19 protein-coding genes and 2 riboswitches are annotated in these 25,956 nt (G+C 43.9%); of the genes, 8 read left to right on the forward strand and 11 right to left on the reverse strand.

Features of this window, described 5'->3' with window-relative positions; genetic code table 11:
• Positions 1 to 2 precede the first annotated feature (2 nt).
• From VYJ22_RS01605 to mutS, 4 genes are all read left to right on the forward strand, one after another.
• A complete protein-coding gene (locus VYJ22_RS01605) occupies positions 3 to 1,403 on the forward strand; it encodes an alanine/glycine:cation symporter family protein (protein WP_329904641.1) in 1,401 nt (466 codons plus the stop codon).
• A gap of 306 nt (positions 1,404 to 1,709) precedes the next feature.
• Positions 1,710 to 2,159 (forward strand): GNAT family N-acetyltransferase, encoded by a 450-nt coding sequence (locus VYJ22_RS01610; RefSeq protein WP_329904643.1) that lies wholly within the window; start codon positions 1,710 to 1,712, stop codon positions 2,157 to 2,159.
• Between the two features lie 8 nt (positions 2,160 to 2,167).
• Positions 2,168 to 3,241, forward strand: a complete 1,074-nt coding sequence (locus VYJ22_RS01615) for an alanine racemase (RefSeq protein ID WP_329904645.1) — start codon at positions 2,168 to 2,170, stop codon at positions 3,239 to 3,241.
• Between the two features lie 43 nt (positions 3,242 to 3,284).
• Positions 3,285 to 5,921, forward strand: a complete 2,637-nt coding sequence (gene mutS / locus VYJ22_RS01620) for a DNA mismatch repair protein MutS (protein ID WP_329904646.1) — start codon at positions 3,285 to 3,287, stop codon at positions 5,919 to 5,921.
• Between the two features lie 349 nt (positions 5,922 to 6,270).
• On the opposite strand, the gene VYJ22_RS01625 is transcribed toward mutS, so the two are convergent.
• Positions 6,271 to 7,869, reverse strand: a complete 1,599-nt coding sequence (locus VYJ22_RS01625; RefSeq protein ID WP_329904647.1) for a dipeptidase — start codon at positions 7,867 to 7,869, stop codon at positions 6,271 to 6,273.
• A 127-nt stretch (positions 7,870 to 7,996) separates the two neighbouring features.
• On the opposite strand from VYJ22_RS01625, the gene VYJ22_RS01630 reads away from it, so the two are divergent.
• Together VYJ22_RS01630 and VYJ22_RS01635 are read left to right on the forward strand one after the other, a co-directional pair.
• On the forward strand, positions 7,997 to 8,155 hold the full coding sequence (locus tag VYJ22_RS01630) for a hypothetical protein (RefSeq protein ID WP_329904648.1): 159 nt from the start codon (positions 7,997 to 7,999) through the stop codon (positions 8,153 to 8,155).
• A complete protein-coding gene (locus tag VYJ22_RS01635) occupies positions 8,156 to 8,302 on the forward strand; it encodes a hypothetical protein (RefSeq protein WP_329904649.1) in 147 nt (48 codons plus the stop codon).
• A 23-nt stretch (positions 8,303 to 8,325) separates the two neighbouring features.
• Here VYJ22_RS01635 and VYJ22_RS01640 read toward each other — a convergent pair whose 3' ends face one another.
• The gene (locus VYJ22_RS01640) at positions 8,326 to 8,736 is read right to left on the reverse strand and encodes a DUF4332 domain-containing protein (RefSeq protein WP_329904651.1); all 411 of its coding nucleotides are present in this window, start codon (positions 8,734 to 8,736) and stop codon (positions 8,326 to 8,328) included.
• Positions 8,737 to 8,984: 248 nt separating this feature from the next.
• Here VYJ22_RS01640 and VYJ22_RS01645 point away from each other — a divergent pair, with 248 nt between their 5' ends.
• Positions 8,985 to 9,857: a hypothetical protein gene (locus VYJ22_RS01645; protein WP_329904653.1), complete on the forward strand. Its 873-nt coding sequence runs from the start codon at positions 8,985 to 8,987 to the stop codon at positions 9,855 to 9,857.
• 409 nt (positions 9,858 to 10,266) lie between these two features.
• Here the strand turns inward: VYJ22_RS01645 and VYJ22_RS01650 are convergent, their stop codons facing one another.
• The 9 genes from VYJ22_RS01650 to VYJ22_RS01690 form a co-directional block, all read right to left on the reverse strand.
• On the reverse strand, positions 10,267 to 11,574 hold the full coding sequence (locus VYJ22_RS01650; RefSeq protein WP_329903374.1) for an IS5 family transposase: 1,308 nt from the start codon (positions 11,572 to 11,574) through the stop codon (positions 10,267 to 10,269).
• A gap of 545 nt (positions 11,575 to 12,119) precedes the next feature.
• Positions 12,120 to 13,124, reverse strand: a complete 1,005-nt coding sequence (locus VYJ22_RS01655; protein ID WP_329904655.1) for an electron transfer flavoprotein subunit alpha/FixB family protein — start codon at positions 13,122 to 13,124, stop codon at positions 12,120 to 12,122.
• Between the two features lie 13 nt (positions 13,125 to 13,137).
• Positions 13,138 to 13,923: an electron transfer flavoprotein subunit beta/FixA family protein gene (locus VYJ22_RS01660; protein WP_329905541.1), complete on the reverse strand. Its 786-nt coding sequence runs from the start codon at positions 13,921 to 13,923 to the stop codon at positions 13,138 to 13,140.
• A gap of 19 nt (positions 13,924 to 13,942) precedes the next feature.
• Positions 13,943 to 15,082: an acyl-CoA dehydrogenase gene (locus VYJ22_RS01665; RefSeq protein ID WP_329904656.1), complete on the reverse strand. Its 1,140-nt coding sequence runs from the start codon at positions 15,080 to 15,082 to the stop codon at positions 13,943 to 13,945.
• Positions 15,083 to 15,112: 30 nt separating this feature from the next.
• The gene (locus VYJ22_RS01670) at positions 15,113 to 16,465 is read right to left on the reverse strand and encodes an aldehyde dehydrogenase family protein (protein ID WP_329904658.1); all 1,353 of its coding nucleotides are present in this window, start codon (positions 16,463 to 16,465) and stop codon (positions 15,113 to 15,115) included.
• 36 nt (positions 16,466 to 16,501) lie between these two features.
• On the reverse strand, positions 16,502 to 17,617 hold the full coding sequence (locus VYJ22_RS01675) for a 4-hydroxybutyrate dehydrogenase (RefSeq protein WP_329904660.1): 1,116 nt from the start codon (positions 17,615 to 17,617) through the stop codon (positions 16,502 to 16,504).
• A gap of 44 nt (positions 17,618 to 17,661) precedes the next feature.
• Positions 17,662 to 18,954: an acetyl-CoA hydrolase/transferase family protein gene (locus VYJ22_RS01680; protein ID WP_329904662.1), complete on the reverse strand. Its 1,293-nt coding sequence runs from the start codon at positions 18,952 to 18,954 to the stop codon at positions 17,662 to 17,664.
• A gap of 43 nt (positions 18,955 to 18,997) precedes the next feature.
• Positions 18,998 to 19,297, reverse strand: coding sequence for a NifU family protein (locus VYJ22_RS01685; RefSeq protein WP_329904664.1), 300 nt, complete (start codon positions 19,295 to 19,297; stop codon positions 18,998 to 19,000).
• Positions 19,298 to 19,315: 18 nt separating this feature from the next.
• Positions 19,316 to 20,776, reverse strand: coding sequence for a 4-hydroxyphenylacetate 3-hydroxylase family protein (locus VYJ22_RS01690; RefSeq protein ID WP_329904666.1), 1,461 nt, complete (start codon positions 20,774 to 20,776; stop codon positions 19,316 to 19,318).
• A 326-nt stretch (positions 20,777 to 21,102) separates the two neighbouring features.
• A riboswitch (cobalamin riboswitch) is annotated at positions 21,103 to 21,306 on the reverse strand.
• A 1,649-nt stretch (positions 21,307 to 22,955) separates the two neighbouring features.
• Positions 22,956 to 23,170: riboswitch (cobalamin riboswitch) on the reverse strand.
• 391 nt (positions 23,171 to 23,561) lie between these two features.
• On the opposite strand from VYJ22_RS01690, the gene VYJ22_RS01695 reads away from it, so the two are divergent.
• The gene (locus tag VYJ22_RS01695; RefSeq protein WP_329904667.1) at positions 23,562 to 25,898 is read left to right on the forward strand and encodes a TonB-dependent receptor; all 2,337 of its coding nucleotides are present in this window, start codon (positions 23,562 to 23,564) and stop codon (positions 25,896 to 25,898) included.
• The last annotated feature ends 58 nt before the right edge of the window (positions 25,899 to 25,956 follow it).

The following is a 25,956-nucleotide window of genomic DNA, read 5'->3' on the forward strand; positions in this document are numbered from 1 at the left end:
TTATGACTCAGCATGAACTTTTGAGCTTTGTGAGCTCAATCAATCAAAACTTTATCGGGCCTGTATTATCGACCCTTCTCCTTTGTACAGGGATTTATTACACTATCCGTTTAGGATTTATTCAGCGGTATCTCAAACACGCTATTGTCTCTCTGATACGACGTAATAAAAAGAATGAGAAAGCATCGGACAGTGATGGTATGACTCCGTTCCAGGCTCTTACCACTGCTATAGCATCTCAGGTGGGAACAGGTAATATTGTAGGTGTTTCCACCGCTCTTGTGGCGGGAGGGCCGGGTGCTCTCTTCTGGATGTGGGTGAGCGCTATCATAGGCATGTCTACCAACTTTGCCGAGGCGGTACTGGGACAGCTTTACAAGACGCAGAAAGAGGGACATATTTTGGGAGGCCCCGCATATTATATGCGCAATGGTATGAAGTCAAAACTATTGGCGGGGATATTCTCAGTATTCTTCATTATTGCTTTGGGTATGATCGCCATCATGTTACAGTCCAATTCTATTACGGACGCAGTGTATAATGTGATGCCTTTGCCCAATCTCAAAATTTATGTAGGTATCTTTCTTGCTATCATAGTGGGATCGGTGCTTACCGGAGGTATTAGCCGTATTGCTTCCATTGCAGAGCGTATAGTGCCTTTTATGGCCTCTATCTTTATTATCGGTTGTCTTATTTTTATCGGAGCGCACATTAAGCTGTTGCCCGGAGTGATAAGCGATATCTTTTATTATGCATTCACACCTCGAGCTTCGACAGGGGGAGTTATCGGTATCACCCTTATTACTACAATACGGTACGGCGTAAACCGTGGTCTTACCAGTAATGAAGCGGGCTTAGGCTCTACTCCCCATGCTCATGCTATAGCCAAAGTAAAGAACCCTTATGATCAAGGTCTTGTTGCTCTTATCGGTATCGCTGTGGATTTGCTTATCTGTACTTTCACTGCTCTTGTGATACTACTGTCAGGAGTGCTGGAGAGTCATCCCGAGGCTGCAGGTGTGGCTGTGTCGCAACATGCCTTCAATTCCTATTTCGGTAATATGGGTAATATCTTTATTGCAGTAGCGCTCTTTCTCTTTGCCTTCAGTACTATTATAGGTTGTTATTTTTTCGGAGTGCAGAATGTACGCTACCTTTTCGGGGAGAAAGGGGTGTGGCCGTATAATATACTCGTTTTAGGACTAATCCTGTTGGCTTCCATGACGCATGTGACTCTTCTGTGGGAAATATCAGATACCTTTAACTTATTCATAGTAACGCCCAACGTTATCGCTCTTATATTCCTCTCGCCCCAAGTGGTGAAAGAAGTGAAAAAGCTCAAATATAGTCTGAGTAAAAAAGGGCAAACGGATACTTTAGATGAAACACCTGAAGAAATCTGACCATAGGAGTTTCTGACAGCAATGTTTGACATACCGAGGCTGTGCCTGAATTGAGGTGCAGCCTCGTATTATAAATAAAGGAATGACGTCATGGAGATAAGATATTTCTTGTTGAACGTTGATTTTCTGTGCATTGTATCAAATAAAAATGTATCAATTTCATAATTTTTCAGTATATTTGTGATAGAGCGTTTGCATAAGCCACTAATGCTAATACTTGTCTTGATTCTAAGAATGAACGGCTTATGACGTATTTTCGATACTAACGGATCGCCGGGATCTAAGGCAAGCCTAATCTATTTATTTATGCACTATCATACTATAGCTTATCATCAAGATTCATTACCGGAACCTTTCATCCATAAACAGATTACAGACTTCTTATTCCGCGAGTTGGGAGAGTTTGGAGACCCTGCTGAAGATATTGCTATGGCAATAGATCACGCTTTGTCGTGCCGTGGAGGATTTGTACTGGTGGCGCGCAAAGGCAGTGATACTGATCCTGGAGACATTATAGGAGCCGTGGTGATCAATGTAACGGGAATGAAAAGCTATGTTCCTGCCAACCTACTGGTATATATAGCCACAGATGCTACCCTGAGAGGCAAAGGCATAGGGTCAGCTTTGATGAAAGAAGTGATAGAGCGCTGTGAAGATGGCATTGCCCTTCACTGTGAACCCCACAATCCGGCTCGCAGATTGTACGAAAAGTTTGGCTTTACTTCGAAGTATTTGTCTATGCGCTATACCAAGTAATCGTACGTATGGCATCAATCATATTAGACCGCAAGAAACTTGAGTATAATTATAAGAAACTCAACCGCCTCTTCGATGATGCAGGCGTACAATGGAGCGTTGTTTCCAAAATGCTCTGTGGGAATAAAATCTATTTGCAGGAAGTAATAAGACTGGGCATTAAACAGTTTTGTGATGCACGTATTCTCAATCTCAAAACCATAAAAGAGATGGTGCCGGATGCCCGCACTTATCTGATCAAACCTCCTGCCAAGAACAACATCAAATCCGTGATACGCTATGCGGATGTAAGCCTCAATAGTTCTATCAAAACACTGAGCATGCTTTCTGACGAAGCCGTAAGACAGGGCAAAAGACACGAAGTCCTGATCATGGTTGAGTTGGGCGAGTTGCGCGAAGGAGTGATGGGACATCGCATCGGCACATTCTTTGAGAAAGCTCTCCTTTTACCCAATATTGATATCATAGGTTTGGGAGCAAACCTTACCTGTCTCAATGGCGTATTGCCCGATTCACGAAAGTTGGGACAACTTGTAAGACACAAGGAGATGTTGGAAGAGAAATTCGATATCAAACTTCCCTATCTTTCCGGTGGCGCATCTGTGACAATACCTCTGCTTATAGAAGGCGAACTACCTCTTGGTATTAATCATTTCAGAATAGGCGAAACGCTTTTCTTTGGTACCGATGTGTATAATTCCACCTTACTTCAAGGCATGAAGTACGATATTTTTACCTTGGAAGCCCAGATACTCGAAGTGAGTATGAAGCCGATGCTTCCCTATGGTGATATGGGAAATAATATGCAGGGACATCGCAAAGAGATTGATGAATCACTCAGAGGCGTCTCCTCCAACCGCGCATTAGTGGATGTGGGGCTGTTAGATGTGGATATAGCACACATCAAACCCAACGACGATACCGTGAAAATATTGGGAGTGAGTAGTGACATGCTTGTTGTGGATTTGGGTGAAAATAAGGGGCACTATAATGTGGGAGATTTGCTTACCTTTAGTGTTGATTATATGGGAGCGTTGAGGCTTATGGCTTCACGATACGTATCCAAAACTGTAAAAGAATAGAAAAAGAACGCCCACCGGGGTATACTTATTCAATATAATATATATGGCTAAGAAAGTAGCTGAAACTCCTCTGATGAAACAATATCTCCAGATCAAGGAGAAACATCCAGATGCGGTGTTGTTGTTTAGAGTGGGTGACTTCTATGAGACTTTTTCCGACGATGCTATTATAGCTTCAGAGATCTTGGGAATTACCCTCACTAAGCGTGCCAACGGGGCTGCGCAGTTTGTTGAGCTGGCAGGTTTTCCGCATCATGCGCTGGACACCTACCTACCCAAGCTTGTGAGAGCAGGCAAGCGTGTAGCTATCTGTGATCAACTCGAAGACCCGAAGCAAACCAAGAAGTTAGTCAAGCGAGGTATTACCGAGTTGGTAACGCCCGGAGTGGTTATGGGAGATAATGTGCTCGAAAATAAAGAAAACAATTACCTTGCAGCCCTCAAGCAGCTCAAAAATAATTGTTGCGGTTTGGCACTTCTGGACATATCCACCGGTGAGTTTTTGTGCACCGAAGGTTCTCGCGATTACATCGATAAACTACTTACCAATTACCAGCCCAAAGAAATTTTAATAGAGCGGAATCAACGTGCCCTTTTTGATACATTCTTTCATACCAAAGCTTTTATTTTCGAGTTGGAGGACTGGTATTTCTCCGCCGATAATAATAGGGATATGTTGTTGGCTCATTTCGGTGTGCAGAGTCTCAAAGGGTTTGGTATCGAAGATATGGTACCAGCATACACAGCGGCAGGAGCCATACTCAACTACCTCAAACTTACCAATCATCTTGAGATAAAACACATCTCTACTCTAAGTCGCATTGATAATACAGGTTATGTGCGTCTCGATAAGTTCACGCTGAGAAGCCTGGAGCTTATCCACACCATGAGCGACGATAACGGTAAAAGCCTATTGGATATATTGGATCACACGGTGACCCCAATGGGAGGGCGCTTATTGCGCAAGTGGATTGTATTCCCACTCACCGATGACAAAGCAATACGCCACAGACAACTCATGGTGGAGTACCTTTTCAAACACCCTGAGGTGAGGGAGCAGCTTCATGAGCATCTCTGTGAGATCGGTGATATGGAGCGATTGGTTTCCAAGGCTGCCGTAGGTAGGATCAGTCCGCGGGAAGTGGTGCAGTTGAGATTTGCTTTGCAGGCACTCGAGCCCGTGCATCGTTTGTGTATGGAGGCCGATGAGCCGGAAGTGCATCGTCTGGGAAAGCAGATCAAGCTGTGTACAGATATACGTGACCGCATCATGCGAGAAATACAACCCGACGCCCCTATTGCTTTGGGGCGCGGCCCTGTAGTGATGTCCGAGGTAGATACAGAGCTGGACGAGCTACGCAATCTTTCTGCTCACGGCAAAGATTACCTGCTTGCGATGCAGCAGCGTGAGAGCGAGCGCACGGGTATTACCAGTCTCAAGATAGCGTTCAATAATGTATTCGGTTACTATATCGAAGTACGCAATACTCACAAAGACAAAGTCCCGCCCGAGTGGATACGTAAGCAAACACTGGTCAATGCCGAGAGGTACATCACCGAAGAGCTCAAGCATTATGAAGAGAAGATACTGGGAGCTGAGGAGCGCATAGCTGCTATCGAAAGCCGGATATTCTTTGATCTCATCGGAGCACTGGCTTGTGAGATACAAAATATACAGCTTGATGCCCGCATTGTGGCAGAACTCGATTGTATTTATGCTCTGGCCGAGGTGGCACGCCATAATAAATATGTATGTCCTGTAGTGGACAATTCCAAGATCATAGACATCAAGAAAGGACGTCATGCCGTGATAGAGCAACAGTTACCCCATGACAAGCCTTACATCCCCAATGATGTTTACCTCGACGATACCAAACAGCAGATCATGATGATTACCGGTCCCAACATGAGCGGTAAGTCAGCACTCCTGCGCCAGACAGCTCTTATCACTCTGCTGGCGCAGATAGGCAGTTTTGTTCCTGCCGAATCCGCACGCATCGGTGTAGTCGATAGCATCTTTACCCGTGTGGGAGCTTCGGACAATATCTCACGGGGCGAATCAACCTTTATGGTGGAGATGCAGGAAGCCTCCAATATTCTCAATAACCTTACACCGCGAAGTCTTGTCCTTTTCGATGAGCTGGGCAGAGGCACCAGTACCTATGACGGTATATCCATTGCCTGGGCTATTGTGGAGTATCTGCACAACAATCCGCGAGGCAAAGCCAAAACACTCTTTGCTACCCATTATCACGAGCTCAACGAGATGGAGGGTCAGCTCCCACGTGTACATAATTATAATGTGTCTGCGCGTGAGGTGGAGGGTAAAATGCTTTTCCTTCGTAAGCTGGAGCCGGGAGGCAGTGCGCACAGCTTCGGTATTCAGGTAGCCAAGTTGGGCGGTATGCCCCCGTCCATTGTGGAGCGTGCTACGGAAATACTCAAACAACTCGAACAAGAACATATCGGAGCTCCTGAAAACCTCAAAGAGCAAAAACATATCAAGACCAAGAAGACGGAAAAAACCGTAGATGGTTATCAGTTGAGTCTCTTTCAGCTTGATGATCCCGTATTGTCACAGATCAGGGATATGCTCTTACAAGTCGATGTCAATAATCTTACACCGCTTGAGGCGCTCAATAAACTTAGCGATATCAAGAAAGTTCTCAAGGGATATTGATGCCTTATGCATCTTGGTAAGTTGTATCCTCTCTTTCACAAGGGTGGTATACAACTAGAGACCGTTGCATAGCAGGCCAATTGCTTCGTTGCTTGCGACATTCGTGCTTGGTCATTTACCTGAAGTAAACTCCCTGTGCACTCACTCTTAGCGCCTTGCACTTTACCCTCTCTGCCCGGTCAAAGTGTCTTTTGTCGGCTTTGCCTCCAAGATCCATGAGACAGTTGACTTTTGCAACAGTCTCAACTAAGCTTTTGTTCTTTTTTGTGGGAAATTACTCCGTCACAGGAGTGCGGAGCATAGCGCTTCACACTCCTGTTGTAACGAAGTCTGAGTTCATTTCCTTTGCCTAAAAACCCATTTGGTATTTTGACCAGTATTCATCTCCCATCTCTTGCCAGCGAAGCATGGCCGCTCCCGCAAAGTCGGCTGTGTATTCGTTGAGGAACTTGGTTGCCTCTTCTGCTCCGTGTGCCGTGAGTATCTTCTTATACTCAGCTTCCACCCAGGGTAGCTCACGCACGCCTTTGTCGGTAAATCTCTTCACCGCTTCTTCTATATTAGCTCTGTTGCGTCCCCAGCGTACTGAGGCCAGCTTATTGGCCCGGCGAAAACTCCACACTGCTGCATCCGTGCGGAAGCGATGTTGGCCACACACCTCGAAACTTTTGGGTAGTTGTGTATTGCCTGCAAAGATGGGGATGCGCGGGCTCTGTGCCGGATTGTCAAAAGCAAACCATACCACACCGCCTATAGCATCGGGGAGCCAGCTGCGAAGCTGTATCACCGTCGAATATGCACATTGAGGTACTGCTATGGTGCGCTGGCGTTTCACTACATCTTTCTTGATGCCGTTGAGCATAGTCACCATATCTGTGGTCATCCATGGGTTTGCCGCCGGGCTGGTTATGGTATCTGTTTTCTCGGTCTTTTTGTCTTTTACCTCAACTTTGAGGTTCTTGAGCATGTCATATTCAGTACCTTCATAAGTTTGGCGCAGCACAGCCATCACATCAGTGACATCTACAGGCTTGTCGGGCTTTACACTGAAAGGCATCTCTTCCCTGTCGTCAAATTTGAGTCCCAGTGACGGAGCAAAATAGTTGAGGATAAAATATTCCCGTATCATATAAGCCTTCTTGTCTTTGCTATAAGCCTTCCAAAAAACAAACGGCTCTTTTCCATCCCAGAATCCTAGTTCTTTGGCAGCTGCAGACACATTGGCCGAAGCCATGAAGTACTCAGGGTCTTTGAGTATCTTACCTATACGAGGTATATTGGCCGATACACCGATGTGATCATCAGGTATTCTCCGGGCTGCCCATACGCCACCTATCTTGTCCTTTCCCACACCGAATATCTCCATCTGCCACACCTCTTTGGGATCTGCTATGGTGAGGCACTCGCCATAGTCAGCATAGCCGTGTTTCTCAATCAGCTCACCTATGAGTTTGATAGCTTGTCTTGCGGTAGAACATCTTTCCAGCGCTATCCGCTGTAGCTCTTCTATCATAAACATAGCTTTGGGGTTTATCAGTTCCGTTTTGCCCTCAATAGTGGTTTCGCCTATACCGAGTTGTTTTTCATTGAGACAAGGATAGGAGGTGTCGAGGTATTTGTAGGTGCTGCGTATTTGTTTTATGCGCCCTTTCTCTGTCATTTTGGTTTGGTCATCGGGGTATTCCGTGTGCATACGCCCTTCGTACACTGCCTCCACCGTATCTTTGGTGTAGGTTTTGGCAGGTCTCATGGTGAGCCACGTACGGTACCAGCTATCGCAGGTATGGCTAGTCATCACGGAACCATCCACAGAGGCTTTTTTGCCCACCATTACACTGGTGCAGCTTTCAGGAGATCGCCAAGGTCTGTCCGTATCATCATTTTGGGCAAGCAAAGGCTGTATCACGCCCACACAAACAGATAAGAAAAAAGTGAAAAAACGCTTCATATAGATTAATAATTTAGATTTAAAAAGCTGTTAACAATCTTCGCAGTCTAATGAAAAACGAAGATAATAAAAGAACCTCATAGAGAGCTCAATATTGGGCGTGAAAAAAGATTGGCTATTGAGCTGAATGAGCGAAAGGGGGGGGATGAGGATAGAAGAGACTGTTGCAAAAGTCAACAGTCTCCTGGATTTTGGAGGGAAAGCCGACAAAAGACACTTTGACCGGGCAGAGAAGGTAAAGTGCAAGGCGATAAGAGTGAGTGCACAGGGAGTTTACTTCAGGTAAATGACCAAGCGCGAATCTCGCAAGCAACGAAGCAATTGGCCTGCTATGCAACGGTCTCTAGAAGTGAATGTTGATCACCTTACCTGCATAAAAAAGGAAAGAGGTGCAGCAATCGTCAGGACTGCTGCACCTCTTTCGGTATTATAGAGTTTCTCTAAAAAATAGAGTCTTTAGTATTCCAATATTCTTGGAAGTTCTTTAGCTTGGGCTACCCATTTCCTTACCATTTTTATAACAGGAATGCGACGCACGAGTTTCTTTTTTTCATTAGTTTCTACTAAGGCCGTGGTAAGATTCTCGGGGTTACGGGTTGCAAGTTCGGCCACAGTATCTACGCCTGTTGCTTCAAGAAGTTCAGAATATTCACTACCTACACCTTTGATGCGGTATAAGTCAGCCATATTGGCGTATTTCAACACCTTTTCCGGCGTAAGACCTGTTTGTTCTGCCACATGTTTGCGTCCTGATTTCTTGGCGCAAGCTTTGAGTAGCTGGTCTGTTCTGCGGATGTCGATCTTCTCGAACTTGGCGGCTATCTGAGGACCTATCCCTTCCAAGTCTACTAATTTGTAATTTGCCATAACTATAAGATTTTTTTAATAGGGTAATCAAACTACAGTTTTGGATAACTTTTTTTACTATTTATCCTGGTAGAATTAATAGTTATCCAAATTATCGTGTAAATATAAGAATATTTCCATAAAATATATTTACACAATGTAACATTTAACATTTGCAAGTTCTTTTATAAGGCGTATTTATAAATATTATCCTTAAATGAACTATCGTGGGGCTTTGGCTTTTATTATATAGAAACAACGCATATAGTATGAATAATATTTTCAAGCATGGCTTTTTTTATTTTATTGTTGTTCTTAGCCTTATAGGTTGCAATAGAATAAAACAATCAAAAACGCAAATTATCAGGGATAGTATAGACAGCATGGAAGTCAGGGATATACAGTCTCAGCTTACCATCGATACCCTGCAAAATGAGTTGCCGTCACTGCATCTCAAGTTCACTTCCGGCCATGTCAAAGCCGACCTCATCACTTCCAAAGACAGTGTATCTACCGAGAGGTGCGGCATGGATAAGAAGCTTATAGACTCTCTGGGCAAGATCTATCACAATGTTTTTGAGCTTTCAGAAAGAGCTGAAAAAATTATCTTGAGCCAACCCCGTATGAATGCTGATGTAAGACGTACCGACAAAGGGCTGGAAGTCAAGTTAGCTTCAGGCGAATGGGTCACTTCCATGTCACGTGGGCATGATACGGATGGTCGCAGAGATGTCTTCGAGCATTACTACACAGCTCAGGGTTATTATCTCATCCATTCTTTGTGGGATGAGGGAGAGGTGTATATGCTCATCGACAAAAACGGAGGGGAAGCGTATGAGATGTTTGGTCCGCCTTGTTTCAGTCCCCAAGGTAAGTTTGCCCTTTCCATTAGCTCAGATGTCGTAGCGGGTTATATACCCTCGGGCATACAGCTATGGGAGAAGGATGACCAGGGCAAGTTACTGCCTGTGCTCACCTATGATGCAGGTCAGTGGGGATGTACCGGAGTGCAGTGGCTCAATGAAAATGAAGCCATACTCCAATGTGAATACCAATCGGAGGATGTAGGAGCTTCTAAGCCTTCGACCAAGAAATTTTATGCCAAGCTTACTCTCTTCGACACCCCGCATGCTTCTCGCTGAGGACTATCCCGGTGTTTCTCAGTAATATGAGGCTGACTCCTGAGGGGTGCTCCGTATCTCTCGGTCATTTTTCGAAGAGTAATTTGTAGTCACATGCCGTCATGCGGGCAGAGAATCAGTTCTCTGCCCGCATGACCTTTATGGCATGTCTTATGCCGGTAACACCTAAGTTTGATGTCCCATAACTTTCCGGCAGTGGTGTTGTGATTCTTCTTTGCCTGATCTAAATTTTTCATAAGCTCAGGAAGGTAACTTACTCAATGGTATCTCCGGATAGGCCTATCATAATGTCAAACATGTGTTGCTTTAGTATACCCTATGCACCGCAGAGCTGATACTGCTGAGAAAGCAAAGGAGCATTATCCTACATGTTTTGACATCAATTTTTGTATGATTATTTAGTCGTCCCTTAAAAAGCACATTTCAGCGCAATCCTCTCCATTGGGAGTGTTTCGCTGATTTTGTTTATTAGGTACAAAAGAAGCTTCATGGCTCTTTTGAAGTTATATGCCGCTGCAGCTAACATTACATTGATAGCATCCCCGAAGAGCCCTTTGTAAAAGTTACGTCCCAAGCGATAATCTGATTTTAAATGTCCGATAGTTGGTTCTATTCCTGCACGCTTGCAGAAAAGTCGATGCTTCTTTTTACGTTGATAATAACTGTCTTTAGCTTTTGGAGTGTCAGGAATCAATATCTGCGTACCGTTTATTTCTTTTTTTCCACGGTAACCTCTATCTCCGGCCAGTTTCTTAATCCTTTCTCCCGTGAGTCTCTTCACCTGATCGAGGCTTTGCTCTATGGTATGTCCGTCGTACTCATTACGGAAAGAAGAGGCTCCCAAAATCACTCCCGTCATGGAGCGTATAATCGAGACTTTGTTTCCAAACTCATATTTTTTGTGCTCCTTACCTTTACTGATGCATTGAACATCCGGTTCATGAAGAGAATAAATCTTTTGAGTGGAATTACGCCGTTGCGAAAGAATCCTTTCAAAGAGGGAAATGAGTTTGTCGTACTCCCTGTTACTACCTAGGTTTCGTTTAAGTTCCCGAACCAAACGTCCCGCTATTGTTCGTAACCGTTTATCCGCTTTAAGAGCTTTCTTACGGTTCTTGGGATGGTTGCGAAAACGTTGATCCCGATAAATTCTTTTCAATACGAAAGTATAGCTTTGACGAATGGGTAGATTGAGAGCCCTTGCGATTTTGAGAACCTTGCCTACTATCTTCTTATGCAACTTGGCATCTGTAGGATAGGTCACATTCTTTTCCTGCACGGTGGAGTCTATAAAAGCGGTATCGTGGTGATCCTTATCATTTTTGTCATCATTCACACGAATACTTTCTGCAAGAATAAGCTCTATCCCTCTTTCGCCGATACGTTTGCGGAAGTGAACCAGTTCCGAGGCATTGCAGGGAAAGGAAGGAGTAAACTCCTGCATGCCACAAAAATATTGAAAATAAGCGTTCTCACTCCATTGTTCTACAACAGATTCATCTGAAATATTGCGCAAATGCTTGAGAATTAAAAGACCACACATTAAACGAATAGGCTTACCGGGACGACCATTGTCAGGGCAATACAAGGAAGAAAAAGCCTCTTCGAACCTTTTCCAATCGATTTTATGGGAAAGTTTATACAGAGGATGTTGCTGGTTGAGCAAATCGTCCAGCGAAGAGAACAGAGATTGAACTGTTTGAGTAGGGCGTATCATAAAAAAATCTGCAAGTTTCTATATCCAAAGATACAAAAACTTGCAGATTTATCAAAGAATAGAAGAGTGCAATTTGCTGTATATCAGAAAATAAACACGATTTTAAGGGGCGACTATTTATGCTAATCGCGGTTTAGCTTGGGCTCAGAATGGCGAGGTGATGTGATCCTTATTTTTTGAAAGCATAGTGGAGGTAATATCTCGATGGGGGCAATTTGTGGCTCTACTAGGGGGATGGCCTTTTCTCTGCATGCTAAAGAATGCGAATATTTTGCATGCTGAGGAATGCGGATATCTAAGGCAGCACTCCTATTACAAACAGGAGCCCGCCTGCCATCAACGGCGGTCGGACTCATGCTGAATAGAAAAACCAATCTAACTCATTTATAAATTCATTATTTTATATCCAAACTCCAACACTGCTATGGTGGCCTCTTGTTTTGTTTTGGTCAATGCTCGAGGCATGCCTAACAGGGAGTTTTAAGTGTGCAGCCTGAAGAAATATTGCTTCAGGCTGCCGTGACTTCAAGAAATTGAACCTTGTTTTAAGACTCGCTTCCTCTTTCAAGTTTCTTGGTAAGTATGGGCACGATCTTGTGCAAATCTCCTACCACACCGAGATCGGCAATATTGAAAATCGGTGCGTACTTATCCTTATTGATAGCAATGATGTACTCCGACTCTTCCATACCAGCAAGGTGTTGTATAGCTCCGGATATACCGCAAGCGATATAAACGTCAGGACGCACGGTTTTACCTGTCTGACCAACTTGTCTTTCGTGACCGATAAGCCCTGCATCTACCATCGCTCTTGATGATGATACCTCGGCATGTATCTTGTCGGCAAGACCTCTGAGTTTGTCAAAACCATGCTGATTGCCCACACCTCTACCTCCTGATACCAGTACGTTGGCTTCGCTTATGTCTACAAGGCTCTTTTCTTCTTGTACTACTTGCTTCAGGCGTACTCTGGGATTGTCGAGGTTAAATTTCACATCAAACTCTTCTACCTCGCCTTGGCGCTCAAAGTCGAGCTTGTTTTTGCGCATTACGCCGGGGCGTACAGTGGAGATCTGTGGACGATGCTCCTTGCACAGAATAGTAGCCCACAGGTTACCGCCAAAAGCAGGGCGGGTCATCATGAGATGTCCTTCATCAGAAATATCGAGAGAGGTACAGTCAGCTGTAAGTCCCGTCATGAGGCGGGCAGACAACCGCGGGCCCAGATCACGTCCGATAGTTGTGGCTCCTATCATAACGATCTCAGGCTTTTTCTCGCGGATAATCTGTGTTATTGCTTGTGTATAGGGTTCAGTGAGATAATGCTCCAACTCGGGGCGATCTACCAGCACAACGCGATCAGCGCCTGCTGCTATAAGTGAGCGTGACAGCTCACGTACCTGACTACCCAGAAGTATAGCCGTAACCCGAACGTTTAGCTTTGCAGCTAGTTCGCGGGCTTTAGTAATGAGCTCAAATGCCACGTTGCTGATTTCACCGCCGCGTTGCTCGGCAAAAACAAATATTCCTTTATAATCTGTAATATTCATGGGGGCTATGGCATTAAATAATAAATTTTTCTCTTAATTTTTCAACAATAATGTCAGCGGCTTCTTCGGGTGTCACTTCATCATACAAAGTTCCCTTAGCTTTTGCTCCTCTGGTAAAGGACTTCATTACACGAGTAGGAGAGCCCTTGAGGCCGATATGCTCCGGATCCACAGAGATATTCTCGCTGCTCCAGAGAGTGATGGGACGCTCAAATGTCTCCATGATTCCGCTGATGCTCATGTAGCGGGGCTCATAGCCCGAAGCAAGTATAGTGAGTACGCAAGGCATATCCACCTCTAATATCTCGTAGCCGGTCTCTGTCGCTTTCTTTACTTCAAGAGTCTTATCGCCCAAGAGCTTGGCATCTTCCACATAAGTCACTTGTGGGAGATCGAGATGTTCTGCGATCTGGGGACCTACTTGTGCCGTGTCACCGTCTATAGCTTGACGGCCGGTGATCAGCAAGTCGAATTCCAGATTGCGCAAGGCTGCTGCCAAAGTATAGGAAGTCGCCAAAGTATCGGCTCCACCAAATTTACGATCGCTGAGTAGGATGGCTTCGTCTACACCCATGGCATAGGCTTCTCTCAGGATAGCCTCTGCTTGGGGAGGCCCCATCGTGATAACCGTTACATGTGCGCCAAACTCATCTTTGAATCTCAGAGCTTGCTCCAAACCACCCTTGTCATCGGGATTCATAATACTGGGAACGCCTTCTCTGATCAGTGTTCCCTTCACGGGATCGATCTTTATTTCTGTAGTATCAGGTACTTGTTTGATACAAACAACTATCTTCATCATAATAATCTGTTAAAGGTTATTTAAGTAAATGAGAGGCGATCACGATACGCTGCACTTCCGATGTGCCTTCATAAATCTCGGTGATCTTGGCATCACGCATCATTCTTTCTACCGGATATTCACGGGTGTAGCCATAACCTCCATGGAACTGAATAGCTTTGTTGGTCACTTCCATGGCGGTCTCGGCTGCGTATAACTTGGCCATAGCAGCATCTACGGAGTAGTTGATGTGCTGATCTTTCTTCCACGCTGCTTTCCTTACAAGTAAGCGAGACGCTTCGATACGGCACTTAAGATCCGCAAGTTGGAATTGGGTATTTTGGAATTTGCCGATAGACATGCCAAACTGCTTACGCTCTTTGACGTACTTTACGGTCTCGTCCATGGCTCCCTGGGCTATCCCGAGAGCTTGTGAGGCTATCCCCACACGACCACCGTCCAGCGTTTGCATAGCAATACGGAAACCGCCACCAAGAGAGCCTAACAGATTCTCCTTAGGTACGATGCAATTCTCAAAAATTAGCTCACATGTTGCAGAGCCTCTGATACCCATTTTCAATTCTTTCTTACCAATCTTGAACCCCGGCATATCTTTTTCTACAATGAAAGCTGAGATTCCTTTGACGCCCTTGCTCTTGTCCGTCATGGCAAAAACAATGTATACATGAGCGTATTCGGCATTGGTGATGAAGATCTTTGTACCATTGAGGACATAAGAGTCTCCATCGGGCACGGCAAATGTCTGCTGAGCTGAAGCATCTGTTCCGGCATTGGGCTCTGTGAGGCCAAAAGCGCCGATCCACTCTCCGCTACACAACTTAGGCAGGTATTTGCGTTTCTGCTCCTCGGTGCCGTGCTCGAAAATAGGAGCACAGCACAAAGATGTATGAGCCGAAAGCACAACCCCGGTGGTAGCGCAGTGACGTGACAACTCTTCTACAGCCATAGAATAGATCTCATTGGTGCCGCCGGCACCTCCGTATTCTTTAGGAAAGGGTATTCCCATCATGCCTAAAGCCGACATCTTACGTACCGTTTCGATAGGGAAACGCTCATCGCGGTCGATTTCCGCCGCCAAAGGTTTTACTTCTCGCTCGGCAAAGGCGCGTATCATTTGCAGAAAAAGCTCCTGCTGCTTTGTCAAGTTAAAATCCATATAATATAAATAGGTAGGTGTGTTTAACGTTTATTGCCAGATCTGCTCGTCGCTCGGCACTTGTATACGTGCAGATATTGGAGCGATACGGGTAATATTGAGAAGATGTTTATATGTGAAGTTTTCCGAAATAGAGTTATTGCCCCAGGTACCGCAGCCCAAAGTATTGGTCACGGCAAGTCCGTTTTGGATGGAACCACCAGCTGTGGTAGCGCAAGGAGCATTTACAATAAGACGGGAAACAGAGATTTCAGTACCGGCTTTGATGATATTGGCCTGATTGTTCGAGTGGATGCCTGCGGTGTGTCCGCTTCCTTCCATAAACAGGTTGGTTTTTGCGATATTGATAGCTTCTTCAAAGTTAGTATATGGGAATGCAGCCAATACCGGGCACATCTTTTCTTTACAGATAATATCTTCTTTGCCTATACCATGTGCTTCCACTACGAGGACACGTGTGCCTTCAGGAACATCAATACCAGCTTTGCGGGCTATTGTCTGAACACTCTTGCCCACGATGTCACGAGCTATACCGCCGTTTTCGAAGATAGCGTTTACCACTTTGTCACGGTCATTTTCAGGAACAATATAGGCTCCATGGCTACGGAATGCATCGAATACTGCATCTTTATCATTGACGTGATAGATGAAACTTTGTTCGCCCGAGCAGATAATACCGTTGTCGAAAGAGCGTCCGGTAATAACCTTTTCTGCTGCATCTTCAAAGTCGATGTAACGATCGAGGATCACTTGTACATTACCGGCGCCTACACCGAACGAAGGTTTACCTGACGAGTAAGCAGAACGTACCATAGGCATACCACCTGTAGCTACCACTACGTCTACTTCAGACATCAACTCCTTTGTTGCTTCGATAGACGGCTCTTCGATCACCTGGATCAGATCAGCCGGCACATTGAATTCGCTTACTGCTTCTTTGATAAGTTTTACAGCATGAGCCGAGCAATTTTTAGCTTTGGGGTGTGGAGCGATGATGATGGCGTTTTTGGTTTTGAGAGCAAAGATAATCTTTGACATCGGGGTCACGATGGGGTTAGTCATCGGAGTAATACCGGCCACTACGCCTATAGGCTTGGCTATTTCGATAAGCCCCGTTTTGTCATCGATGTTGAGTACTCCCATTGAGATTTTTCCTTTGAGGTTGTACCATACTCCTTTTGACTTGTTGCGGTTCTTAGCCACCTTGTGCTCATAGACACCCATTTCTGTTTCGTCTACAGCTTCACGAGCCAGGATTTCAGCATTGTCATAAATCGTTTTTGCTGCAAGTTTTACCATTAAGTCTACAGCGTCTTGATTAAAATGAGATTGATACTCCTTTTGTGCAGCGCGTGCGCGTTGCACCATTTCCTTAATCTCCATAGTTTGCGGTCTTTTATTTATTATTTAATATTAGGATCAATACAATTTTCTGTAGATTTCGGCAATTTCCTGCTGCGATAGTGCTACATAGTTATTGGCGAGCAGGCGTTGTTGTGTTTGCATTACTGCCTGGGCAAAGAGTTCTATTTCTTCTTCCTTCATTCCATACTCTCTGAGCTTTTGTGGAGGAAGCAGTGTATTGAGCAACTTGTCCAAAGCATCATACACCTCCTCTGGAGCACAATGTAGTAAAGCAGCCAATTTTTTATTCAGCTCAACAATAGAACCCTTGGGGTCTTTGCTGAAATAAGCTTTGAAAACAGAGGTGAAGAAGCGAGTATTGGCTTCACCGTGCGGTACATGGTAGTTGCCTCCGAGGGGATATGAGAGAGCATGCACGGCACCTACGCCGGCGTTGCCGAAGGCTATACCCGCAAAGTTACTGGCCATAATCATCTCACCCATTTTCTCGAAACGATATTCCGGACCCTTCTCGGCAATATTTTGGAATACATCTATAATAATCTGCCATGCGGCTTCACTGAATATTCTGGTATATGGGTTAGCTTTGGGCGAAACGTACGACTCTATAGCGTGGATCAAAGCATCTATGGCGCTGCATGCATAGAACTTGAACGGAAGCCCCTTTAGCAGTCCGGCTATTATCACGGCATCATCGGCAAGGATGGTATCATCGGCAAGGCCCATTTTGGTGTGACGGCTCTTGATCTCTGCAATAGATAGGTTGGTAACCTCGCTACCGGTACCACATGTAGTGGGGATGATAATGAGTTTTTTGTCCTTGACGAGAGGTTTTTTGTGATCGAAAGCATCCAATACATCATCCAAATCTTTCAAGACAAACAGCTTGGAGATGTCTATGACTGTACCGCCACCTACGGCAATAACACGATTGAAGGTCTTGCCTTTGACATCATGTAGGATCTTGTTCATCATCTCATCTGAGGGCTCACCGAGTCCATACTTCTCCTGCATCACAAAAGTACAGGGCAAGTTGCACGCTTTCATAAACGGCTCGTAGATGAACTCGTTTGTGATCACCAAATCCTTTTCATTCAGTTCAAATGTTTTAGCAAAGGATTCGAAACTATCGAACTCGTGAATGACTGTTTTAAGTTTGAATAATTGCATTTTTTTAATGTTTATTGGTTTTGTTTTTGGTCAATAGATTGGAGTCAGCCGAACTTCTTTCGATAAAAGGTTAATAAGTCATCACGGAAATCCGGATGAGCTATGGAAATCAAAGCCTCGGCTCTCTGTCTCAATGTTTTTCCTTTGAGGTGAGCTATGCCGTACTCTGTTACCACATAGTCCACTTCATTGCGTGATGTCGTTACCGCTGCACCATCGGCTATGCGGGTCACGATGCGTGAGGATGCACCTCCACGAGCAGTCGATGGCATAGCCATGATACTCTTACCTCCTTTGGAGAGTGAAGCACCTCTAACGTAATCTACTTGACCGCCTACGCCACTAAACTGACGGTCACCAATACTTTCTGAAACAACTTGTCCCATCAAATCCACCTCGATACAGCTGTTTATGCTTATCATATTATCGTTTTGGGCTATTACTGAGGGGTTGTTTACATAGTCCACCGGATACATCTCCACGTCTGGGTTGTGATCTACAAAGTCATAGAGGGCTTTGCTACCCATGAGGAATGTTGCGAGCATTTTGCCGGGGTGCAGTGTTTTCATCTTGCCGTTTACTACACCGGACTTCACAAGTTCCATTACACCGTCCGAAAACATCTCCGTATGGATACCCAGGTCTTTTTTGTCTTTCAGGAAGAGCAGTACAGCATCGGGTATAGCACCTATACCCAGCTGTAGTGTAGCTCCATTGGGTACGAGGTTGGCACAGTTTTTTCCTATAGCTTGCTCTACATTGCCTATCTTAGCTGCCGGTAGGGTATAGGGGGCATAGTCTGTCTCTACAATGTAGTCCAGGTCGGATACATGGATGAGATTGTCCCCGCCTATATATGGCATCTGTTTGTTCACTTCAGCAATTACGAGAGGAGCGCATTCGGCTGCGGGTTTGGTGTAGTCACAAGAGATACCAAAGCTGCAATAACCGTTTTCGTCAGGCTCTGATACCTGCACCAAGGCTACGTCTATCTTGAGCGTTTTGTTTCTGATCATCGCAGGCACTTCGTGGAAGAATGCCGGGAAGAAATCGGCTCTGTTTTCTTCTATAGCCTTGCGCGAATTGGCACCTACGAAGTTGGTGATGTGTCTGAAGTTAGAAGCTTTTTCGGGGTACATGTATTCACCGTCGCCCAAGCAAAGCATGTGATAGATCTCTACATCTTTGAACTTGTCTGAGCTGTTACACAAGGCTTTGATACAAACCTGCGGAACCCCTGCGGCATGTGATACGGCTACTCTTTGTCCGTTTTGTATGTGTTTGATAGCTTCCTCTGCTGTTGTGATTTTCTGTTGATAGATTTCTTTCCAATTCATAAGACAGGGATATGGTTTATTTAGTATTAGTTTCGTCGTTTTTTTATTGTTCGTGTCGTAATATTCGTTTGGCTTGTTGTATCAAATCATCGCTTACTTCATTGTTTACTCTCACCTCGATATTCTCGTTTTGGAATTCTTCCCGTAGAGCTGCTTGTACCACCCGCTCTACTGTTTCACTGGCAGAGGGGCAGCCATGGCACGAACCTGTGAAACGTACCTTAACCAGATCTCCGCTGATGGAGCATAACTGTAAATCACCGCCGTGCGAGCGTAAGAGAGGACTTACTCTCTCACGCAACACGCGGTTCACACTATACATATTAAACATCTGTTTGGTCATTGATTAAGGTCAACAGGTCTATTTGTCCAATGAAGTGTCAATTTTTGCAATATTTCGAGCAAACTCTTTCTTCGATTCAAGATCTCCCTGACGGGCTATCATGATACGCTGAGCTTGCGGTGATCCGGCACCGTGCATAGATTCCGTTCTGTAACCTACGGCAGCAGTACCCAGAGTGATATTTTCGATCAGGCGTAGTACTCTCATTCTGTTCACTACGTCTTTACCTTTGGCTCCCACAAGATATTTTCTTACGAGTGGTCCTACTTCTTCATTCTTCAAGTCTTGCTCAGAAGGCATAGTCACCATGATACCTCCGGCGATGTCTTCTGCCAAGCGTGCTATTTCATAAGGAAGGCGTGTTACGTTTTGCTTACAAACGTTTGCCAAAAGCAGGTTGATCATATAGTTTCCGGCAGGCATCTGTGAACCCTCAGCAGAGCAAGCGATACCGCAGGCAAAGAGTGTTTCATTGAGGTGGATCATCTCGATGAGTTTATCTTTGATATGGCTGGCTTTGGGTACACCATTGTAGTCTGCCGCAAGAGCTGCAGCACCGATGAGCACATCACCCACTCCCACTTTACAACCACCATAGGATTGTCTGTGATAGCCGGCAAATCTCTCCACCATCATACCTGCATAATCATATTCTTTACACATAAATACGCGCTCATGAGGGATGAATACTCTGTCGAATACGACCAAAGCCTCATGGCCTCCAAACTGTGAGTTGCCAAGGTCAATATCAGCACCCGGCTCCATCTTTCTTGTGTCACATGATTGACGTCCGTAAATCATGGTTATACCCTCGGCATCGCTGGGTATAGCGAAGGATACTGCATAGTCGGCATCGGCCTCCCTCATGGCTATTGTGGGCATGATAAGATGCTCGTGCGAGTTTACTGCTCCCGTTTGGTGGGCTTTGGCTCCTGATACCACGATACCGTCTTCACGTACTTCTACGATATGTACATAGAGATCGGGGTCTTCCTGCTGTGAGGGAGCCAGGCCACGGTCACCTTTGGGGTCGGTCATGGCGCCATCGATAACAAGGTCATTGTCCTGAACGAACTTCATGTAGTCTGTAAACCGCTTGTGATACTCGGTTCCCAGAGCCTGATCCATTTCATAAGTCGTAGAGAATATGGCGTTGAAGGCATCCATACCTACGCAACGCTGGAAACAAGCTGCAGTCTTCTGTCCCAAGAGACGCTGCATCTTTACCTTCTTTACAAGGTCGTCAGTGCCTTGGTGTAAGTGACAAAAGCGATTGATTTTCTTTCCTGTGAGATTGGAAGTTGCCGTCATGAGTTCTTGATATTCCGGTTCTTCGGCCAACTTGTAGGTCATAGCAACGGAGTTCATGGACGGACGAATCATAGGATGATCCACAGGGTTGTCAATCTTTTCTCCCATGAAGTAGACGTTCAGATTCATTTTTCTGAGACTATCTTCGTACTGTTTACTCGTCATCATAATATTACCTCGGTTAAAATGTTATTGTAACGTTTAAGTGTAGTTTTATTAAAAAAAATATTTATATCCGTTCAAGCCTTCTGCAACCACGTCAGTGATACGGTAAGGGTGCACATCACCTCATGGCATTTTATGATGCCATGCATAGAGTGTAACACATCCTCAGAGGTTTGCAAGCACAGATGTACGGGAGTAAGTTATTGCGTACGTGTGGTTACATTCCTTTATTATTAGTATCAACTGGCGGCATTTGCTTAGGGCAAAGCCTTACAAAATTGATTATGAAAAAAAATGTACATAATTCCCGCTCCTAAACCCTGAAGCAAGATATTCGCCCGTCATGGCAGGTCTTCTGACTTTTCCCGAATTTTGCGCCTTCCCGTTGTCTGTAATAAGCCCAACAGTGGCTGTGATTGCAAAATTCCCAAATAAGGAATTACAGCTGAGGGTACAGTTCCGGACTTACACCGGATTCCCTTTTCAATTTCCCGATTGATTATCGGTCCATCACCTATGACGATGTAAATGTAGGGCTAATTAAAGAAATAAATCTTTTTTAAGTGTTAATAAATCATAAAATGACAAATTTCGTTTTTTCATGTTCTTTTTTTGATCATTCTAAAATCCTTTACCTAATAGGCTATGAATAATGTCTTTCATACTTATAGTGTACCACAAATTTCGGCGCAAATTGCTTGTTTTTTTAATATTTTAGGTCATATAATTCTTACACAAATTGAATTATATTTTAGTTTGATAAAATTATATGCCATCATGAGTTGCCTTTTTTTGCAGTCTCTTATGTGGGCCTAAGGTGTATATTATGCTTTTTAGCAGGCCTTGATCATAATTTATTGAGGGTGGAATTGCTTTTTGACATTTTGTCAAAAATAAAGATTGATTATCCATGTTACCGCACGAAGGTAATATGCTGATATGTTCTAAACTAAGTAAATTAAAAAAACGTGTAATGATGATGGAATTTCTCATCTTACAGTTACAGCTTTCTGCTTATTTGTACAAAGTCTAAATAAGAAATTGGTTTTTTAGAGGCATATTGTCTGCTGCACGGCTCCTAAATAAATCCTTGCTCGCGATTGGGGTGTGATAATTAATATTTGAAAGATGTGGGCTTTTTACAAGCCTTTTCTTTACATAGTATGATGGTATTCTTATTTAAGTTACATGTTTTACATATCCTATTATGATGAGCCTGCCACTCTTATATGATAAGTCATTTGTCTTAGTGGACAAGTCGCTCGTCTTTATAGATAGGTCAGTAGTCTTTATAGGATAAGATTTGGATGAGATTTACACATGACGTGTGGTAGGTGACAAATCGAAATCACCACATCGGATATAGTACAATGTTTAGATAATTATATGAAAAAGGATGAGTCGGAGCATGTAAAGTAGGGGAGGGCAAGGCATGAAGTCTGGAGGAATAGTTTCTGATTCGTAATCATCAGTAATATATCATTCGTCTTTTGCATCTCTCTGTTGTAAATTAGGGTGGCTTAGTCTTGCTCTGTTGATATACAAAGATACAACATCAGATACCCCTTTGTCAATACCCCTGGGTATGGTGTGTTGCTGATCATTGGGGTGGGGTGCGATACAAATGGCAAAAACTATCAAAATGATAGCCGGGGTGGGATTCTATGATATAAATGCCATCTGTAAATGCCTATTTGAAATATCACATCGCTCTTGAGAGGTCACTATTCATACTTCAGGGGTGAGGCTCGGCTTTGCACTACTGTGCTTTGTGACATCTGTACGCTGCAACAGGATCAGTATGGCGGATGATTTTTCTTGTAAAAAATGAAAGGTCTGCCTGCCATCAACGGCGGACAGACCTTTACAGCATAGAAAAAAACAAATCTAAATCATTCTAATCTTCTTTTTTCACATCGTCACAGTACCAGTTGTGACATCGTGTTTCATATGAATGTTCACTTCATTATAAAAAGAAGATATTTACAACACACACATTGGGCTCATGGTTGCTGTAGGTTGCAACATTCTTGTAAGGTAAAGACATACCTTCGGCTACGCCGAGTATATATCATATACCCATCCAAGTACACAAGCACGTATACCCATCAGCGGGCATAATTTAATATCAAATTCAGTTTATCCTAAAAAGTTGTTATTCTTACTCCTATTCCCCAAAGTAAAAATAAAGCCCGTCATGGCAGGTCTTCTGACTTTTCCCGGGTCTTGCGCCTTCCCGACGTGCATACTTGTGATGCAGGTCAGTGGCCAAAGATTGCAACACCGTCTTCATTATAGGAATTACAGCTGAGGGTACAGTTCCGGATTCTCACCGGATTCCCTTTTTCAATTCCGGAGTAGTTTACTCCGCAATCACCTATGACGTTACAAATGTATAGTTAATTAAGTAATTAAGTCTGTTTTTGAGGTTAATAAAATAAAATTAGATGACAGATATTCCTAAAATTAGTTAATAGGGGCTGTTTTTTCAAAGTTTTAATAATATACAAGACACGCCCAATGCTCATCTTCCTGTAGAAAAATGAACGGAGTATGCCTCAGTAGCTCTTGACCTCATTTCATGTTACTGATATTGAATAATCCTTACGGAGGTTTGGCAATTACTCATTAACTAAACAATTTACAAAGATACTACCGCCATCAAAGAAAAATAATCCCCACATATAATGAGTATACACAAGGACAATCATTATATGTAGGGATAGTACATCCTTTGTTCAAATCTTAATTTTGGCTCTTGCGAAAAATTTATGTAATAATAACAATTATGACTAAAATTCTAAAAAAATCAATTTATTTAATCTTTACATTCATTGTAAGTCTCATGTATCTTGAGGCTCAGCAGCTGGGCGGAAGTATCTCCGGTAGTGTGCGCTTTTCTGACGGTTCCGTCGCCGTAGGTGTCAGTGTCTATATTAGCAATACCACCATGGGGTGTGCTACGGACAAAAATGGTCATTACAGTATAAAAGATGTTGTACCGGGCAATTATGTACTGAAGGTGTCGGCTGTAGGCAGTAAGGGCGATGAGCGTAAAATCTCGGTAAAGAGCGGAGGAGATTACAAGATAGACTTTGTGATCGCAGAGGAGTCTCGTCTCCTGGATGCCGTGACCGTCACCTCCACCGTGAAGCAATACGCTGAAAAAAGAAGTGAGAGTGTAGCCCGCATGCCCCTGAAAAACATGGAAAATCCACAAGTATACACTGTGCTGCCCAAGGCTCTGATGGATCAGCAACTGGTAAATGATTACCAAAGTGCACTATCTACTGCTCCCGGTACCAGCAATATTACTTATTCTCCCGGTGGCGGAGGAGTGGGGCTAACTTCTTTTATTCGTGGTTTTTCTACTTATGCAGGTACTATGCGTAACGGACTCGGTACAAACTTTGTTACTCTGGCCGATCCTTACAACCTTGAAAATCTCGAGGTAATCAAAGGGCCTTCGGGTACACTCTTTGGTTCTGCACTGGTGACTTATGGAGGGTTGATAAACCGCGTGACCAAAAGGCCTCACCACACTTTCAAGGGGGAGGTGAGCTATACTGTAGGCAGTTTCAATAATAATCGTATCACGGGTGATATCAACATCCCCATCAACGATAAAGTGGCTATTCGCCTCAATGGATTCTACCAGAAGGAGAAGTCTTTTCAGGATTATGGTGTGGTCAATTCGTGGGGCTTCACTCCCAGTATCAGATACGATGTCAATGATAAGTTGACTTTTGACCTTGATGCGGAACTTTATCAGACTGATAGAAACTCCAATTTCATGAAGATATCCAAGCCCATCAATGTGAAAAAGTTCTCCGAACTTAATCTGGATCCCAAGATTTCTTACACCAATAATGAGATCCTGTCACATATAAAGGTGTTCAATATATTCGCTAAGATGTCATATAAATTCAATGATAATTGGGAGTCGCAAACGTTGGTTTCTATGGCCAATACTCAGAACGAAGCCAATTATTTCTTTGCGGAGATCATGAGCAAAGACTCTCTTACCCGTAATTATATGCATATTCCCAGCATATTCAACGCCGTGGACATACAGCATAATTTCAATGGTAAATTCAAGATCGGGGATAAGATCGAGAATAAAGTACTTTTAGGCGTGGATATTGCCACTAATGCTTCGAGTGATCATCGATTCCGCTTAGATCCCTTAGATATGGTAGAGATAAACAAAGAACCTAAGTATTTTTCTCTTGAGGAATTTAACAATCGCTTTCCCGCCCATTTCATTTATGGGCACAAGAAAGACTGGCGCACAATAGCCGTATACCTATCTGATGTAGTAAGCATTACCGATAGGCTGATGGCTATGGTAGCTCTGCGTGTGGATTTCTTCAGGAGCAAAAGCTCGGATGAGAAGTTTAACCAAACAACAGCTTCACCTAAGTTTGGTCTGGTGTATCAGCCTGTCAAAGATAAGTTGTCAATCTTTGCCAATTATATGAATGGGTTCGAAAATGAAGCCCCGGGAGTAGACCCTAAGACTAATAAGCAGATTATATTCAAACCTGAGCAGGCCAATCAATTTGAGATCGGAGTAAAAGCCGAGCTTTTCAATAAAAGGATATCAGGAACGATAAGCTATTATGATATTAATGTAAAGGATATCATACGTCCCAATCCTGAGGATCCTTTGGAGTCGATACAAGATGGAACTCGTGTGAGTCGTGGCGTGGAGATGGATATTATAGCCAATCCGTTCGAAGGCTTCAATATTCTCTTGGGTTATGGATACAATATGAGTAAATACATCAAGGCGGACAAGAGTGTTGAAGGCAAACGCCCCTATGGTGTTCCCAAACATGTGGGCAACTTCTGGACAAGCTATCAACTCAATTCTGGTATTTTGGAAGGATTGGGTGTAGGACTGGGAGGAAACTTTCAGTCGGAAATACCACTCTTTGATACCTATGATATTGTAGGTGACGGTTATGCAAAATTCGATGCATCGTTATTTTACGATCGTAAGAAATATCGTATTGCCATCAAAGTCAATAATGTTACCAATAAGACTTATTACTTGTCGGATTATTGGGGTCAATTCCAACCTCCGAGAAATGTACAGGCTAATCTGACATTGCACTTTTAATATCAGCCATAGATAGATTTGTCAGACATTGGACATAAGTCCAATGTCTGATTTTATA

Source organism: Porphyromonas pogonae, from assembly GCF_036320655.1.
GTDB lineage: Bacteria > Bacteroidota > Bacteroidia > Bacteroidales > Porphyromonadaceae > Porphyromonas > Porphyromonas pogonae.

Excerpts from the sequence above, each read along its gene's own strand:
- VYJ22_RS01645 (WP_329904653.1), top strand. The coding sequence starts at position 8,985 with ATGAATAATATTTTCAAGCATGGCTTTTTTTATTTTATTGTTGTTCTT.
- VYJ22_RS01665 (WP_329904656.1), bottom strand. The coding sequence starts at position 15,082 with ATGGATTTTAACTTGACAAAGCAGCAGGAGCTTTTTCTGCAAATGATA.
- VYJ22_RS01685 (WP_329904664.1), bottom strand. The coding sequence starts at position 19,297 with ATGACCAAACAGATGTTTAATATGTATAGTGTGAACCGCGTGTTGCGT.
- VYJ22_RS01615 (WP_329904645.1), top strand. The coding sequence starts at position 2,168 with ATGGCATCAATCATATTAGACCGCAAGAAACTTGAGTATAATTATAAG.
- VYJ22_RS01695 (WP_329904667.1), top strand. The coding sequence starts at position 23,562 with ATGACTAAAATTCTAAAAAAATCAATTTATTTAATCTTTACATTCATT.
- VYJ22_RS01625 (WP_329904647.1), bottom strand. The coding sequence starts at position 7,869 with ATGAAGCGTTTTTTCACTTTTTTCTTATCTGTTTGTGTGGGCGTGATA.
- VYJ22_RS01610 (WP_329904643.1), top strand. The coding sequence starts at position 1,710 with ATGCACTATCATACTATAGCTTATCATCAAGATTCATTACCGGAACCT.
- VYJ22_RS01660 (WP_329905541.1), bottom strand. The coding sequence starts at position 13,923 with ATGAAGATAGTTGTTTGTATCAAACAAGTACCTGATACTACAGAAATA.
- VYJ22_RS01605 (WP_329904641.1), top strand. The coding sequence starts at position 3 with ATGACTCAGCATGAACTTTTGAGCTTTGTGAGCTCAATCAATCAAAAC.
- VYJ22_RS01680 (WP_329904662.1), bottom strand. The coding sequence starts at position 18,954 with ATGAATTGGAAAGAAATCTATCAACAGAAAATCACAACAGCAGAGGAA.
- VYJ22_RS01655 (WP_329904655.1), bottom strand. The coding sequence starts at position 13,124 with ATGAATATTACAGATTATAAAGGAATATTTGTTTTTGCCGAGCAACGC.
- VYJ22_RS01650 (WP_329903374.1), bottom strand. The coding sequence starts at position 11,574 with ATGATACGCCCTACTCAAACAGTTCAATCTCTGTTCTCTTCGCTGGAC.
- VYJ22_RS01630 (WP_329904648.1), top strand. The coding sequence starts at position 7,997 with ATGAGCGAAAGGGGGGGGATGAGGATAGAAGAGACTGTTGCAAAAGTC.
- VYJ22_RS01670 (WP_329904658.1), bottom strand. The coding sequence starts at position 16,465 with ATGGAGATTAAGGAAATGGTGCAACGCGCACGCGCTGCACAAAAGGAG.
- VYJ22_RS01690 (WP_329904666.1), bottom strand. The coding sequence starts at position 20,776 with ATGATGACGAGTAAACAGTACGAAGATAGTCTCAGAAAAATGAATCTG.
- VYJ22_RS01675 (WP_329904660.1), bottom strand. The coding sequence starts at position 17,617 with ATGCAATTATTCAAACTTAAAACAGTCATTCACGAGTTCGATAGTTTC.
- VYJ22_RS01640 (WP_329904651.1), bottom strand. The coding sequence starts at position 8,736 with ATGGCAAATTACAAATTAGTAGACTTGGAAGGGATAGGTCCTCAGATA.
- VYJ22_RS01635 (WP_329904649.1), top strand. The coding sequence starts at position 8,156 with ATGACCAAGCGCGAATCTCGCAAGCAACGAAGCAATTGGCCTGCTATG.
- mutS (WP_329904646.1), top strand. The coding sequence starts at position 3,285 with ATGGCTAAGAAAGTAGCTGAAACTCCTCTGATGAAACAATATCTCCAG.